Genomic DNA, 14,743 nt, shown 5'->3' on the forward strand with positions numbered 1-14,743 from the left:
CGGGCCGGCCTTTGGGCAGCCGCTCCCCATGTGCCGGGAATCAAGCGCGGTTCATGTGGCGGTCAGCACACCGGTCGCGGGCGTATCGGCCTGGGGCGTCGGCCAATTGCATATCCGGAGTGTGCCACGATTCGCGGAGTCGCTCACCTGGATGGTGTCGGTCATATCGATGGTGGCAGCTGAATGCGATGCTGCGGCGTTGGCAGGTAACGCGAGTCGGGCGTCTGTTCTTCGCGACTCGCGCGGTCACGGCCGTGCCGGCCTGGCTGGTCATCGATCAGCCGCTGCGGCCGCTCGCCGCCGGTGGTTTTCGCATCGTGTCGCCCGACGCCCGTGGTCGAGCAGCGGCAGCCGGTGCCAGTGCGCTGAATTACTTTCGGGCGGCGTGCCATTGCATGCCCCAGTTGTACGCCTCGTCGATCGCGCTCTGCGCACCGTTGATGTAGTGCACTTCCCGGTGCACGGTGATGCCCGAGCCGTGATTCTGCAGCAGGGCGATCGCGCAGGACCGCGCACCGTTCACCGGAGAGTCCAGCCGGACCTCGATTTGCGGACCGGAGGTCGGGTACAGCGTCACCACACCGTCGGCCGCGGCCCAGTTCGGCACGCCCTCGTAGATGAAGGCGAAGATCAGAATGCGCCGGAACACCGCGGGCCGAGCGAGATTGATATACATATTCTCGCCGCCGGACGATGCTCCGCTGCGATCGTCGCCGTCCAGCTGGATGAACGGCTCGGACTGCAGCGAGCCGAAATTATTGCCGATGGCCTGCACCACACCCCTGGCGCCACTGGCCAATTCGTACAGGCAGCCCAGATCCAGGTCGACGGCTTTAGCGCGGCGGAACAAGCCCTTCGGACCACTGGACCAGTTCAGGTTGACTCGCATGGTGCCCTGCTGATCACCGGGTTTGGTGAGGGTGACGCTCGGCGTGGCCTTCGACAAGGTCACCTTGGCGAGGTTCACGCCCGGAGTTTCATTCGACATCGCCATTGCCCCTCGGAAAGAGAAGCGGTAGCGGCTGGAAGGCCGCTACCGCTCGAGTTGTTCGGCTACCCGCCGGAATTCAGGCTACCGGGGTGACCTCTCGCGCGCGCTCCACTTCGTCGGTGTCCTCGCCCCGATTCCGAATGATGCTGGTGATGAACGCCGCGCCGATGAACGCCACGCCGACGAGACCGGTGACGATCTCGTTGATGTGCACGCCGATCGAGACGAACAGGATGACCGCCAGCGCACCGATCGCCCAGTGCGCGCCGTGCTCCAGGTACACGTACTCCGACAGCGTGCCCTTGCGCACCAGGTACACGGTGATCGAACGGACGAACATGGCGCCGATCAGACCGAGGCCGAGCGCGATGATGATCGGGTCGGAGGTGATGGCGAAGGCGCCGATGACACCGTCGAAGGAGAACGACGCGTCCAGCACCTCGAGGTACAGGAACAGAAAGAACGCCGCCTTGCCCGCGGCCTTGACCAGCTGGGACGGACCGCCGTCCGCGGATTCCTCGAACTCCTCGGTGTGGAACAGCGAACCGAGACCATCGACCACGATGTAGGTGATCATGCCGAGCAGACCGGCGACCAGGACAGTGGCGCGCTCCTCGTCGCCCGCGATGATTTCCGCGGTGAGCACGAGGCCGACGCTCGCGACGACCACCGAGAGCATGTCCAGCTTGCCGAGTTGGGCCAGCGGCTTCTCCAGCCAGGACAGCCAGGTGATTTCGCGTTCCTCGAAGATGAAGTTCAGGAACAGCAGCAGCAGGAACATGCCGCCGAACGCTGCGATCTGCGGATGCGCGTCGGTGAGCAGCTTTTCGTAGCTGGGGCTGCCGTCCGGGAACACCAGTGCGTCACCGGCGGGCGGGTTCAGCGCCAGATCGAACGCCTTCACCGGGTTCAGGCCCGCGGTGATCCAGACGATCGCCAACGGGAAGACCAATCGCATGCCGAATACGGCGATGATCACACCGACGGTGAGGAAGATCCGCTGCCAGAACTCGTTCATACGCTCGAGCACGGTGGCGTTGATGACCGCATTGTCGAACGACAAGGAGACCTCGAGAACACCGAGGATGGCGGCCAACGCCAGCGCGGTCGGCCCGCCGTACAAGAACGCCACGACAAGCGATACCACTGTGACAACGATGGACATGCCGAATATACGCAGAACCACGCGGAGACCCTTTCCGTGCGGCGGTCGAATGTCGGTCCGAGCGCGCCATTACCGATGTACCCGAGGGCAATACCAACCCGCGGTCACGATGATGATTCCAGCGTGGCCGCGCAACCCTCGAATGTCCAACGCAGCGGCGAGGCGAATCGTTCCGCGGACATGCGTACAGGGGGCCCGTCGCCGAGCCCCCTGTACGGAACAGTGCGTCTCAGACGTTCACACCGTAGTCCCGGGCGATACCCGCCAGACCCGAGGCGTAGCCCTGCCCGATGGCGCGGAATTTCCACTCGGCGCCGTTGCGATACAGCTCGCCGAAGACCATGGCGGTCTCGGTCGAAGCGTCCTCGGACAGGTCGTAGCGGGCCAGCTCGGCGCCGTTGGCCTGGTCGACAACCCGGATGTAGGCGTTGCGCACCTGGCCGAAGGACTGCTGCCGGGTGTCCGCGTCGTAGATCGAAACCGGGAAGAAGATGCTATCGATGGTCGGCGGGGTGTTGGCCAGGTCTACCTTGATAATCTCGTCGTCGCCCTCGCCCTCACCGGTCAGATTGTCGCCGGTGTGCTCGATGGTGCCCTCGGGCGACTTCAGGTTGTTGAAGAAGACGAAGTGCTTGTCGGAGACGACCTTCTTGTCCGCGCCCGTCGCGATCGCACTGGCATCCAGATCGAAGTCGGTGCCGGTGGTCGTACGAATATCCCACCCGAGCCCGACGGAGACAGCGGTAAGGTTCGGCGCCGCCTTGGTCAGCGAGACATTGCCGCCCTTGGACAAACTGACACCCATGCGGGATTCCCTTTCAATAGACGTCGGTGTTTCCCAGCACTGTCCGAATCGCCGGGTACGCCCTACGACAGTAGTAGGTTTCGGCAGTCTTGCGTAGGAACTGCGGTATCCCCCCGGTGACTGGAACATCTCGTCGGCTTGGGCGAGCCGAGGCGAGTACACCGCTTAACATCGGGGCGTGACAGGCCGTAGGCGTGGATGGTTCCGGTCTTCCGGGAACAATGAATGGATTGCACAGGCCCGGTCGACGCTGGTGGGCGCGTTTCTGGATATGGATCGGCGGCAGAGCGCGGCGGAGGCGGCGGTGCACGCCAGCGAACAGGTGTTTCCGGAGCGACGGATGGGCGCGAAATGGGAACCGGTGCGCGGTAGATGCTATGACGCCGCGGGCGCATATCTGACATTCACCGAGGAGTTGGATACCGCCGAACGCGACGACACGCCGATGCCGCAGGCGCAGCCGCGGGTGGACACCCTGGTACGGCAGCTGACCGACGCGGCCCGTGCCGTCGACGAGTTCTATCACGGTAATCAGTCCCAACTCGAAAATGCCGTCGCGGTGCTCGGCACGGTGCCGCAATTCGCGCAGCAAGTGAAGATCGCGGCGGCGGGTGTGCGCAGGCAGGCCGCTGAATCCGAATACGTTGGCTATCCCTCGGTGCGCCAGCACACGGCGGCGGTGGATGAGTTGCTGCTCACACTCGAAGCGCTCGGGACACAGGTGCCGGTCGCGAGTATCCGAGAGGCCGCCAACCGCTTGGAATCGGCGACGAAAATGCTGGCAGAAGCATTGGCGCAGGCGCCATCTCGGGCCGCGGCGGCGGCCAACGCGATCACCTCGGTGGCCACGAGATCGGCCGCGGTGCGCACCCGTGGCGAGCGGCTGGCACCGGCCTACTCGGAGTTGCTCCGCGAGTTCAACGCTGCGAGTTCGGCGGATCTGGCTAACAATGGGCAGGAAAGTCGACGGGCCATCGATGCCGCGGACGCCGCCCTGGTGCGGGCGCGAGCGGCGGCGGCCGAAAACAATCCGGAGTCTGCGCTTGATCTGACCACATCCGCACGCGGGTACCTCACCGAGGCCGAGCATTCGATCGATGCTGTGACCAAACGGCTGTCACTGCTGCGCGAGGTTCGGGAGAATCCGCAAGAGAAGGCGAAGGCCGTACGATTCCGGTTGCGGGACGCACAAATGCTCGCGGTGAGCCGCGGGCTCGTCGGCGAATGGGGATCTGTGCTCGACGCACAGGTGGACCGGATCGATCGAATCACCGAAAGCTTGTCGGGGCGCCACCCCGACTACTGGGCCTATGTGGCCGAATTGGATACCGTCGCGGAGTTCGTAGCCGGGGTAGTGGATCGAATGAGAAAACAAGTAGGACCACGACGAGAATGAGGCCAGGGGTTATACGGCCACCGAAATCAGGGATGAGGATAGCGAATAGATGACCGCGGGCATCGCCGTCCGGCAACAGGTCTCCCTGCGAAAGCAATTGCCGCTGCGCCATTTTCGCCAGTTACAGGGCCCGGAGGCGCGGCACCTGTTCTATCGACAACCGGAACCGTTCGGCGATGAGGCCGACCGGGAAATTCTCGCGACAGCGCTCGGCGCCACGCTGTACGCGCCGGCGACCCGCCATGACCTCGCCTTGACGATAAGTAAGCGGGCCGCGCGCGGCGTATGTTCGATGGTCATCGATCTCGAGGATGCGGTCGCCGATCACGAGGTGGAATCGGCCAAACGACAGACCGTCGCGACGCTGAATCTGCTTGCCGAGGGCGAGGATCCGAATCCGCTGCTGTTCGTCCGGGTCCGCGATGCGGACACCGTTACCGAAATCGTCGAACAACTCGGCACCGGGGTGGCGGCACTGACCGGCTTCGTTTTTCCGAAATTCGACAGTGCGAGTGGTCCGAAATATCTCGCCGCACTCGAGGCGGCCGCCGAGCGGTTGAGCAGGCCGGTGTATGGCATGCCGGTCCTCGAATCACCCGCGCTGGTCCATCGCCAGACTCGGGATCAGGAGCTGACCCAGATCGCGATGCTATTGGCCGAGCACCGCGAGCGGGTACTCGCGGTGCGCATCGGTGCGACGGATATGTGCTCGACCTTCGGTATTCGACGGGATCGGGATCTGACCATCTACGACGTGCGGGTCGTCGCGGATGTCATCGCCGATATTGTGAATTACCTGGGGCGATCCGATGGCACGGGTTTCGTGATCACCGGACCGGTCTGGGAATACTTCGCCGACCATGAGCGGATGTTCCGGCCGCTGCTGCGGACCGCGCCGTTCGAGGAGTCCGATGCGGTGCCGTTCCGGCACTACCTGGTCAGCCGCGATCTGGATGGTCTACTCCGGGAGATCACGCTGGACCGGGCCAATGGGATCCAGGGCAAGACGGTCATCCATCCGTCGCATGTCGCGGCCGTACATGCGCTATCGGTGGTGACGCACGAGGAGTACTCCGATGCGCTGGACATTCTGCAGGTCGATGTCGGCGGGGTGGCGGCGTCGGGATATCGCAACAAGATGAACGAGATGCGGCCGCATCGCAGCTGGGCACGCCAAACCCTGCTACGGGCCCGCGTCTTCGGTGTCGCGAATAAGGGTGTTTCGTTCGTGGATCTGTTGACGGCGTTGGTGACCGAATGAGAATTGATCCCTGGGCGACAAAGAATTTGGGAATCGAGTTGCGGCACGAGCGGTCGCACGGTGGCGGATCTGTCGATGTGCTGCCCGCCGAATTGCCCATCGACACATTGATTCAGCCGGGGCTGCGGCGTAATCCACGTCGTGCCCACCTGCTGGTTTCGACCGTGCTCGGGAAACATCTGCCGACCGATCCGCGGGTGGTCCTCGGTGCGGGCAATCGGCTGGGCGATCTGGTGCGTGAGGTGCTGGGCGATCGCGAGGCGGTGGTGCTCGGATTCGCCGAGACCGCAACGGGTCTGGGGCATTGTGTGGCGGCGCGGATCGGGGCCGGATGCTATCTGCACTCGACCCGTCGCGAGGTGCCCGATGCCACGACGTTGACCGGCTTCGAGGAGGGGCATTCGCACGCCACCTCGCATCGGCTGCAGCCCGCACCCGCGGATATCTTCGTCAACGATCTGCCGCTGGTGCTCGTCGACGACGAGATCTCCACCGGTGATACCGCGATCGACGCGGTTCGCGCATTGCACGCGTTTTCGCCGCGTTCGCACTACGTGCTGGCGTCGCTGGTCGATATGCGGGCCGAGGATGATCGGCTGCGGTTCGAGGCGGCGGCCGAGTCGTTGGGTGCCCGGATCGACACCGTATGTCTGGCGTCCGGGCGCACCTTGCTGCCCGATGACCTGGTCGCGACGGTGTCGTCGATGCCGGATCCGGTACTGAACCCGACTGCGGCGCAGCGTGGTTCGTTTGTTCGAGTCGAGTTGCCGTGGCCTGCTTCGGTTCCCGAGGGCGGTCGGCACGGGATGCTGCGCTCCGATACCGATGCGTTCGAGGCTGCGCTCGCGACAGCCGCCGAGGCGCTGCGGGTACCGCTCGCCGATGGTTTCGCCGGACGGCCCGCGATTGTGCTCGGGCATGAAGAGCTGATGTATCTGCCGCTGCGGTTGGCGGCCGAGCTCGCCGATGCCGGGATTGCGATCCGATTCCAGACGACGACCCGCTCGCCCGCGTATGTGCTGGATGAGCCGGGGTACCCGTTGCGGCGCGGGTTTCGGTTCATCGCACCCGAACCTGGTGAGACGCAGCCGCGGTATCTGTACAACGCGCACTGGATCGAGGACGCACTGTCCGAACTCGCGGCGTCGGGTGCCGGTGCGGACTCGAGTGCGGATGCGGCGCTGGGTGGGGATGCGGCGCTGGGTGGGGACGTAACGCTGAGTGCTGGTGCGGACTCGAGCGGGGACATGGCGCTGGGTGAGAACGTCGTACTCGGCGCGGGCGCGGTGCTGGGCGATCGTGCTCGCGCGGGCGAGCAGGCGGTGGATGATCCGCGGCCGACAGGGGCAGCCGGTGTGCGGTCAGTCGGCGTCGAACCAGTTCTCATCGTTGTCATCGACACCCCGGCCGATACCGAGGAACTGCTGGTCGAGGGCGGTCTGATCGATGTGCTGACCGCATCCGGCGACGATGTCGTCTTGGCAGTGCTGCCAGGTGCGAATCCGCGCCTGTTGTATGCGGAACGGACCGATGCCCTGTTGTCCGCGGAACCGAGGATGTTATGAGCGCTGCGCCGGAATCGAATACCGCTGTGGACCTGCCCGTTCCACTGTACGGCCCGGCCTTCGGATCATATGCGGCCGAAGAGGTTTCCTGGCTGTTGAAGGATCTGTCCGACATCGACCTCGAGGCCGATGTGGTCGAGCGGGAACGCCGGATCCAATCCGGTGCGGCGCATTACGCGGAATCGCTACCGATCGAATATCAGCCCGATGCGCAATACCGCTCGCTGTTCGACGAGGTGTTGGCCGACAGTGCCGAGCGGCTCGCGCTCGCCGTTGCGACGGTGTCGGAACTGGTTGTCGCCGAGCGCGGTACCGATATCGTGCTGGTCTCGCTGGCGCGGGCGGGTACACCGATCGGGATTCTCATGCGGCGGTGGTTGCGGTCGCGGGCGGTGCGCCTCGATGTGGCGCACTATGCGGTATCCATCGTGCGTGATCGCGGTATCGACGCCGTCGCATTGGATTATCTCGCCCGGCACCATGATCCGGCCTCGGTGGTGTTCGTGGACGGCTGGACCGGCAAGGGTGCCATTACCCGCGAACTCACCGAAGCGCTGGACGCCTATCACGGAGCGGGCGGTGCCCGATTCAATGACGAACTCGCCGTGCTCGCCGATCCGGGACATTGTGTGCGCACCTACGGCACTCGAGACGACTTCCTGATCGCGTCCGCCTGCCTGAATTCGACAGTTTCCGGGCTGATTTCGCGCACGGTACTCAATGACACGCTGATCGGCCCCGGCGATTTCCACGGCGCGAAGTTCTACCGCGAGTTGGCGGCCGACGATGTCTCCGGCCGCCTGCTCGACACCGTGACCGCTGCCTTCGACGCGATCCGCGATCGCGTACCCGCCGAACTGGCCGCCGTGCGAGCCGGTGACCGGACACCGACCTGGACCGGCTGGGAATCGGTCGACAGGGTGCGCGCGGAATACGGCATCGCCAGCGTGAATTTCGTGAAACCCGGTGTCGGCGAGACGACTCGGGTGTTGCTGCGGCGGCTGCCGTGGCGGGTGCTGGTGCGTGCGTCGGACGCACCAGAGCACGCGCATATCCGTCTGCTCGCCGCGGCCCGCGGCGTTCCGGTCGAGGTCGTACCCGACCTGGCCTATTCGTGTATGGGATTGATCAAGGACGTACAGCAGTAATGCATTTGCGAAAACTACGAAGACACGCACTGATCGCTACCGATCTAGACCGGACAATGATCTACTCGCGCAACGCTTTCCACGCCCACACAGACGTACCGACCGTCTGTGTGGAGCACCTCGAGGGCGCGCCACTGTCATTCATGACAACCGCCGCCGCCTTGCGCATGCAGATCCTGACCGAACCCGCCGCCGTTATCCCCACCACCACCCGGACCATCAAGCAGTTCGAGCGTATCCAATTGCCCGGCGCCCCCTGGCGGTACGCGATTACCAGCAATGGGGGGAATATCCTGGTCGACGGGGTGCCGGATATGCGCTGGCGCATCGATATCGATGCGCAGGTGCGGGCGAGTGGCGCGACATTGTCGGAGGTGAATACCGAGCTGCGGGCGCGCATCGACGATTCCTGGGTTACCAAATTCCGGGTCGCCGATCATCTGTTCACCTACCTGGTGGTGAAGCCCAAAGAAGTACCGGATGGCTTCCTCGCCGACTGGGACTCCTGGTGCCGTCCGCGCGGCTGGTCGGTTTCCCAGCAGGGCCGCAAGATCTACACGATGCCGCTGGTCGTCTGCAAGAGTCACGCGGTGCGCGAAGTCCGGCGCCGCCTGGTCGAAAACGGCGAACTCGCGGACGGGTCGATGACTCTCGCCGCCGGTGACGGCGCGCTCGACGCCGAAATGCTGCGTACTGCGGATTCCGCCATCCGCCCGCGCCACGGTGAACTCGAACAACTCAACTGGACCCACCCCAACCTCACCATTACCCGCGCTTCCGGAATTCTCGCGGGCGAGGAGATCATCAACTGGTTCATCAAGGCCGCGCCGGAACTGGACAACTAGTCAACCCTGGCTCGACACCGGCGACAAGGTTCAGCGTTGCCCCGACCGTCGGGCAGGAGGTCGAATCACTGAGCCGGCGCGTCGGGACCGCCGAAGGTGGGACTCGGGGATGATCCTCAGGTCATCCGGTTCGGTAGTCGCGCTGCTGCGCGCCCAATTGTTGGGCGATGACGCCCTGCAACCGCTGCAGGCCGCCGACGGTCATACCGCTCTGCAATTGCCCCTCGATCGTGCGGACCAGCGCCGAATCACTGAGGATCTTCTCACTGGATTGAATGAGAACCGTGCCAGCACCGGTGAAGTCGAATTGGCGCTCCTCACCGGAATTCACCCCGAAGCGCGCCGCACCGGCCGCCAGGAAGCCGGTGACCCAACGCTGGTCGTAGTGATGGCTGGGTGAGGGGCAATCCGCCCAGCCGACAAGGGCTTCCGGATCGACACGCAGCGGCGGTTCGGCGAACATGACCGGGCCATTGGAGGAGGCCAGGAACTTACCGGTGCCGATGAGGGTGAGAAATCCGGGGACGATGGACTGCTTCAGCGACAGCCCCGGCTCGAAGGCGAGCAGATTCGCGGCGCGGATGGTGAGGTTGCCGTTGTCTTCGAGGTCATAGGAATTGATGTCGTAACCGCGGTCGCCGATGATCAGCTTGCCGTGGCCCTCGGCGATCACATAGTCGCCGGTGAACAGGGGCGCGGAGAACTGCTGCGAGACCATATGCAGCAGCCCGCCTTGCAATCCGTGGGTGAGCAACTGGAACCGCATATCGCCGTAGTAGGCGATCATCGCGCCCTTGCGCATGAACCATGGCTTGTTCAGATCGATGCAGTAGGCGTAGCTGTTGCCCGGAATGTTGTCGCTCTCACCGAGATTCAGCGGATTCAAAATATCGGTCATCGCTCACAATTTCTCTTCGGAGGCCTGCACATACACGACACCCTGGCCGAAGCAATGCAATTGCATCGCCTCGCCGGATCCGCGACCTACCGCATCGCGCCAGCTCAGGGCCGTCTTCAGCTCGGTCTGCACGTTGCCATAGGCGGCGACGAAGGCTTGCGGATCCACCACGATCTGCCCGGGGGTCTGGGGACTTGCCCCAGCTGGACCGAGCGGGCCGCCCACCGGCAGTTCCAGGAAGCCACCGTGTGCGAGCAGTACCGCCGCGCCCTGTCCGGACAATTGCGTGGTGAACATGCCCTGACCGGTCAGCGCACCACTCGCGGCACCGCGCAACGCACCCATCAGCCCGCCGCCGCCGCCGCCCGAACTCATCACGGACACAATCGAACTCTGCAGTGCCGCGGTATTGGCCAGCAGCCGCGAGGCTTCGACGCGCAGCACGGCACCGGGCTGCATCTGCACCACATGCACTTCCAGCCCGGCGAATCCGTAGTGCACCTCGCCGCTACCGGTGGCCAGCATGGTGCGCTCGTGCTCACCGGCCATCATCCGGCCCGCCATCCGCATGATGCCGCCACCGCCCATACCGGGGGCCGCTCCCGGAATTTGGTGCGGCGAAAAGGAAATATCGCCCGTGTAGAACAGCATCGCGCCGTTGCGCGCGACCACACCGCCCGCCGTCGCGACATCGACTTTGACGACCTTGCCGTTGACCTTCTCGAACATCGCTGGCCCCCTTACCGTTCCGCCGGCTGGATCAACACCAGGCCCTGACCGTCGAAGCGCAGTGAGAACGCCTCTCCGGCGTCCTGGCCGACGAAGGTGCGCCACGAAACATCGGTTACGAACGACTGATTGAGATTGCCCCGGCAGGCCACGAAGGCATCCGGATCCACGATCAGCGGATACTGCGGCGAAACTTCCAGATGGATCAGCGGCCCACCCGCCGAGAGCAGTGCGACCTGGCCCTGTCCGGTCACCGTGGTGGTGAACAGTCCGGCACCTGATGACGCGCCGCGCAGACCGGCGAAACGCACGTCGGTGCGCAGGTTTCCGGCGAAGCACAGCAGCTGTTGCGATTCGACCTGCAGCGTCTCGTTATTCAAATTCACCACGGTGACGTGCTGACCATTGACCGCGAAGAACACCCGGCCGTTGCCGCTGCATTCCATCAGCGACAGTTTCTCGCCGGTGGCACGCCGCTTCAGTCCGGCGAGTACGCCGTCGCCGCCGCCGAAACCGGCCGATTTGAACTGCACATTTCCTTCGTAGGCGACCATCGAGCCGGAAATCGCGCGGATACTCGATCCGGCGAGGTGTGCCTCGATCACCTTTTTCGACCGCTCGAACAGTTGCGCCATAGGGAGTTTGCCTGCTGTCTCGTAGGGGAACACGGGTATATCGCCCACCATTGCGACCGCGTTTCGCCACCCTAGCCGATCTTGGAGCGGTCGGATGGGCCACGGCGGGCGGTTACTTCGGATCGTGTGCGGCACGTTTCTCGTAGAGTGGCACCGTACGCACCGACAAGCGAAGGGTCGAACTTGTCCGCAACACTCGCCAAGGGGCAGAATGGCCCGCTGGCCGCCAACGACGTGGTGATCTCCGTCCAACTGACCGCGCCGGCGGATCTGTCCGCGCTACTGGTCACCGAGTCGGGGAAGGTCCGTTCCGACGCGGACTTCGTCTTCTTCAATCAGCCCAGCGGCCCCGGGGTGAATCTGCAGCCCGCCCCGGCCGGACAGCCCGCGTCGCTGGCGGTATCGCTGAATGCGGTGCCCGCGGATATCGCGCAGATCCGCGCGGTGATCACCCTGGACGACGCGACCAGCAATTTCGGCCGCTTTCCCGCGCCTACCGCGGTCGTTGCCGATTCGGCGGGTAATCAGTTGTACGAGTACCGCATCGACGGTTTGAACACCGAGTCGATCGTGATCGCGCTCGAGCTGTACCGGCGCCAGGGCGAGTGGAAGGTGCGCGCGGTCGGTCAGGGTTACGCGGGCGGTTTCGCGGCACTGGTCACCGATCACGGTGTCACCGTCGACGAATCTCCGGCCGCGACGCAGGTTTCGCCGCCACCGACCTACCAGCCCGCCCAGCCCCAACCCGCCCAGCCCCAACCCGCCCAGCCCCAACCCGCCCAGCCCGGACTGGGCTACCCGCCGCCTCAGCCCGGGTACCCGACGCAGCAGCAGCCGCAGTACCCGCCGACACAGCAGGGCTATCCGCAAGGCGCACCCGGCTACCCGCCGCCCGGCCAGGGCTACTCGCCCGCACCCGGTGGTTACCCGCCGCCGCCCGGCCAGCCCGGACCGGGGCAGGGTTATCCGCCACCCGCTCAGCAGCAGCCGCCCAGCGAGATCAGCCTGAGCAAGGATCGTCCGGTCAGCCTGGTCAAGGGGCAGCGGGTCACCCTGCGCAAGGACGGCGGCACCGCGTTGACCTTCGTGAAGATGGGTCTCGGCTGGGATCCGGTGCGCAGCCGCGGCATGTTCGGCAACCGGACCGTCGATATCGATCTCGACGCGTCGGTGGTGATGTTCGCCGATATGAACGTGGTGGATGTCGCCTACTACGGCCAGTTGACCTCCAAGGACGGTTCGATCCGGCACCAGGGCGACAATCTCACCGGTGAGGGCGAGGGCGACGACGAGGTGATCCTGGTCGACCTGACCCGCATCCCGGCGCATGTCAGCACGCTGGTGTTCATCGTGACCTCCTATAAGGGCCACACTTTCGAACAAGTCCAGAATGCGTTCTGCCGCTTGGTCGATGGCGCCAACAATGCCGAGCTGGCCAGGTATACCCTCGCCGGTGGTATGCCGTTCACCGCGATGGCGATGGCCAAGGTGTTCCGGGTCGGCAACGATTGGAAGTTGCAGGCGCTCGGTGACGGCTTCCAGGCCAAACATCCCGGTGAGGCGGTGCCGCAACTGGGGCGGTTCCTGGGTAATTGAGCTGGCGTAGCGATTGCTCACAGCTCGCTCGAAAGAAATAGTGCGCGAAACAACCGGGCGGACAAAGTGATTCAGCTGAAGGCCGGTCAGAATATGATGCTGACCGGCGATATCGTTCGATTCAGCGCGAAAGCCGGGGCTGCCCTGGATGTTTCGGCGCTCGTGGTGGCGGAGAACCTGCGGGTCTTCGATACCGGCGATTTCGTGTTCTACAACCAGATCGAGACCGCGGGGGTGATGCTGTCCGAAGGCGGGGTCACCATCCGGCTCGGCGAGGTACGCGCCGACGCCAAGGCGGTGCTGCTGGTGGTCAGTGCGGATCCGGCCGCGCCCGCGCAGGCGGGCGGACTCGGTGCGATTACCGCAGCCCTCGCCGTGAACGACACCGCCGCAGCGGAATTCGCGATCAATCCGTCGGCGGGGGAGACCGCGCTCATCTGCCTGGAGGTGTATCGGCGCGGCACCGACTGGAAGTTGCGCGCGGTCGGTCAAGGCTATGCGGGTGGGCTCGCCGTACTGCTCACCGCGCACGGTGTCGAGGTCGACGAACCGACGCCGCCGCAGTCCGGGCACCACAGCGCGGCCGAGCTGCGGGCCGCCGACCCGGTCGGCATTGCGGGTCAGGACACCATCAGCGGTCCCGGCGACCCCAAGGCCGCCGGGTCGGCGCCGCTCGAGGTCGCGCATGGACTCGAACGTCTGTGGATGATCTTCGAAGATGCCGCGCGCTCGGCCGCCGCACTCATCTCCGCGCGCGATTACGCCATGCAGCGGCTGGATCAGGAACTCTCCGCCGCGGTTTCGGATCCGGCGACCAGGAACACCCCGGCCGCCGAGGAGGCCAGGCAAGCCGCGCAGCGCCGCTGTGACGATCTGATCGCCACCGCGGAGGGTAACCACCTGCGCGATAGCGACGCGCTCATGCGCGAACTCGCCGACGCTGATCGGCAATTGCCGCCGTCACTGGCATCCTGGAATTCACCCGCCTGGGACGGGTCGCCCGCGTCGAGCGACGGCATTCGACTCGGCGAGCTCTACGCGAACGAACGTGGGCCACTGCGCATTCCGTACTGTGTGCCCGTGCCGCTGACGCGTCCGCTGTGGATCGATACCGAATCCTCGGCCGCGGCGACCCCGGTTGTCGGCGCGGTGCTCGCGCGGCTGCTCGCGGCCGATCCGGGACGGCGCACCCTGGTCGACATGATCGATCTGACCGGTGCGTTCAGCCAGCTCGTCGGCCCGCTGACGCCGGTGCTGAACGGTCCGCCGATCACCGATTTCGGCGATATCTCGGCGCGGCTGCAGACCCTGGTCGAGGCCGCCGACTTGGCCGAATTGGCTTATTCCAGTGGGAACTTCACGCCGCCGACCGAGCATCGGGTGCTGCTCGCCGCGGACTTCCCGCACGGATATCAGTCCGCGGACGCCCAGCGCATCGCGACCCTGTTGGTGCGCGGCGATCTGATCGGGCTGTCCACGGTGATCGTCGGCACCGACGAATCCGAGTCCAGCGACGGCACGGTGGCGATGCTGTCACAGTCCTGCCGTCATCTGCCGACGGTGGACGGTACCCCGCTGTTCGATCCGTGGACCGGCAGCGCATGGCAGCTCGATCTGGACCTGCTGCCGCGGGAACCGGCCAGACAGGCGCGCTACCTGCGCACCAGCTGACCCCGCGCTGACCCGCTCGAGCGACTTGCAGGCAGTCC

General features: G+C 65.1%; 12 protein-coding genes and 1 pseudogene. 7 read left to right on the forward strand and 6 right to left on the reverse strand.

Features of this window, described 5'->3' with window-relative positions:
- Positions 1-370 precede the first annotated feature (370 nt).
- The 3 genes from ACW2Q0_RS01495 to ACW2Q0_RS01505 form a co-directional block, all read right to left on the reverse strand.
- A complete protein-coding gene (locus tag ACW2Q0_RS01495; protein ID WP_457185268.1) occupies positions 371-988 on the reverse strand; it encodes a TerD family protein in 618 nt (205 codons plus the stop codon).
- Between the two features lie 79 nt (positions 989-1,067).
- Positions 1,068-2,177 (reverse strand): DUF475 domain-containing protein, encoded by a 1,110-nt coding sequence (locus ACW2Q0_RS01500; protein ID WP_457185270.1) that lies wholly within the window; start codon positions 2,175-2,177, stop codon positions 1,068-1,070.
- Positions 2,178-2,385: 208 nt separating this feature from the next.
- Positions 2,386-2,961: a TerD family protein gene (locus ACW2Q0_RS01505; protein WP_457185272.1), complete on the reverse strand. Its 576-nt coding sequence runs from the start codon at positions 2,959-2,961 to the stop codon at positions 2,386-2,388.
- 271 nt (positions 2,962-3,232) lie between these two features.
- On the opposite strand from ACW2Q0_RS01505, the gene ACW2Q0_RS01510 reads away from it, so the two are divergent.
- The 5 genes and pseudogenes from ACW2Q0_RS01510 (at position 3,233) to ACW2Q0_RS01530 (ending at position 9,176) form a co-directional block, all read left to right on the forward strand.
- Positions 3,233-4,357, forward strand: coding sequence for a hypothetical protein (locus tag ACW2Q0_RS01510; RefSeq protein WP_457186053.1), 1,125 nt, complete (start codon positions 3,233-3,235; stop codon positions 4,355-4,357).
- Positions 4,358-4,406: 49 nt separating this feature from the next.
- Positions 4,407-5,618, forward strand: coding sequence for an HpcH/HpaI aldolase/citrate lyase family protein (locus tag ACW2Q0_RS01515; protein ID WP_457185273.1), 1,212 nt, complete (start codon positions 4,407-4,409; stop codon positions 5,616-5,618).
- Positions 5,615-6,853 (forward strand): annotated as a pseudogene (locus ACW2Q0_RS01520) (phosphoribosyltransferase family protein); the annotation flags it as partial. The gene ACW2Q0_RS01515 and the pseudogene ACW2Q0_RS01520, both read left to right, overlap by 4 nt.
- A gap of 362 nt (positions 6,854-7,215) precedes the next feature.
- Complete coding sequence (locus ACW2Q0_RS01525; RefSeq protein ID WP_457186055.1) at positions 7,216-8,331, forward strand: cysteine protease StiP family protein; 1,116 nt, start codon at positions 7,216-7,218, stop codon at positions 8,329-8,331.
- Positions 8,332-8,387: 56 nt separating this feature from the next.
- A complete protein-coding gene (locus tag ACW2Q0_RS01530; protein ID WP_457185275.1) occupies positions 8,388-9,176 on the forward strand; it encodes an HAD family hydrolase in 789 nt (262 codons plus the stop codon).
- Between the two features lie 121 nt (positions 9,177-9,297).
- On the opposite strand, the gene ACW2Q0_RS01535 is transcribed toward ACW2Q0_RS01530, so the two are convergent.
- The 3 genes from ACW2Q0_RS01535 to ACW2Q0_RS01545 are packed head-to-tail and all read right to left on the reverse strand — an operon-like array spanning position 9,298 to position 11,438.
- On the reverse strand, positions 9,298-10,074 hold the full coding sequence (locus ACW2Q0_RS01535; protein WP_457185277.1) for an AIM24 family protein: 777 nt from the start codon (positions 10,072-10,074) through the stop codon (positions 9,298-9,300).
- Positions 10,075-10,077: 3 nt separating this feature from the next.
- The gene (locus tag ACW2Q0_RS01540; protein WP_457185279.1) at positions 10,078-10,803 is read right to left on the reverse strand and encodes an AIM24 family protein; all 726 of its coding nucleotides are present in this window, start codon (positions 10,801-10,803) and stop codon (positions 10,078-10,080) included.
- Positions 10,804-10,814: 11 nt separating this feature from the next.
- Complete coding sequence (locus ACW2Q0_RS01545; RefSeq protein WP_457186057.1) at positions 10,815-11,438, reverse strand: AIM24 family protein; 624 nt, start codon at positions 11,436-11,438, stop codon at positions 10,815-10,817.
- Between the two features lie 183 nt (positions 11,439-11,621).
- Here ACW2Q0_RS01545 and ACW2Q0_RS01550 point away from each other — a divergent pair, with 183 nt between their 5' ends.
- Positions 11,622-13,034, forward strand: a complete 1,413-nt coding sequence (locus tag ACW2Q0_RS01550) for a TerD family protein (protein ID WP_457185281.1) — start codon at positions 11,622-11,624, stop codon at positions 13,032-13,034.
- Positions 13,035-13,100: 66 nt separating this feature from the next.
- Complete coding sequence (locus tag ACW2Q0_RS01555; RefSeq protein ID WP_457185283.1) at positions 13,101-14,705, forward strand: TerD family protein; 1,605 nt, start codon at positions 13,101-13,103, stop codon at positions 14,703-14,705.
- The last annotated feature ends 38 nt before the right edge of the window (positions 14,706-14,743 follow it).

This window comes from Nocardia citri, assembly GCF_054065835.1.

Bases quoted from the DNA above. Each gene is read 5' to 3' on its own strand.
- ACW2Q0_RS01495 (WP_457185268.1), bottom strand. From the start codon at position 988: ATGTCGAATGAAACTCCGGGCGTGAACCTCGCCAAGGTGACCTTGTCG.
- ACW2Q0_RS01505 (WP_457185272.1), bottom strand. From the start codon at position 2,961: ATGGGTGTCAGTTTGTCCAAGGGCGGCAATGTCTCGCTGACCAAGGCG.
- ACW2Q0_RS01510 (WP_457186053.1), top strand. From the start codon at position 3,233: ATGGATCGGCGGCAGAGCGCGGCGGAGGCGGCGGTGCACGCCAGCGAA.
- ACW2Q0_RS01515 (WP_457185273.1), top strand. From the start codon at position 4,407: ATGACCGCGGGCATCGCCGTCCGGCAACAGGTCTCCCTGCGAAAGCAA.
- ACW2Q0_RS01530 (WP_457185275.1), top strand. From the start codon at position 8,388: ATGATCTACTCGCGCAACGCTTTCCACGCCCACACAGACGTACCGACC.
- ACW2Q0_RS01535 (WP_457185277.1), bottom strand. From the start codon at position 10,074: ATGACCGATATTTTGAATCCGCTGAATCTCGGTGAGAGCGACAACATT.
- ACW2Q0_RS01540 (WP_457185279.1), bottom strand. From the start codon at position 10,803: ATGTTCGAGAAGGTCAACGGCAAGGTCGTCAAAGTCGATGTCGCGACG.
- ACW2Q0_RS01545 (WP_457186057.1), bottom strand. From the start codon at position 11,438: ATGGCGCAACTGTTCGAGCGGTCGAAAAAGGTGATCGAGGCACACCTC.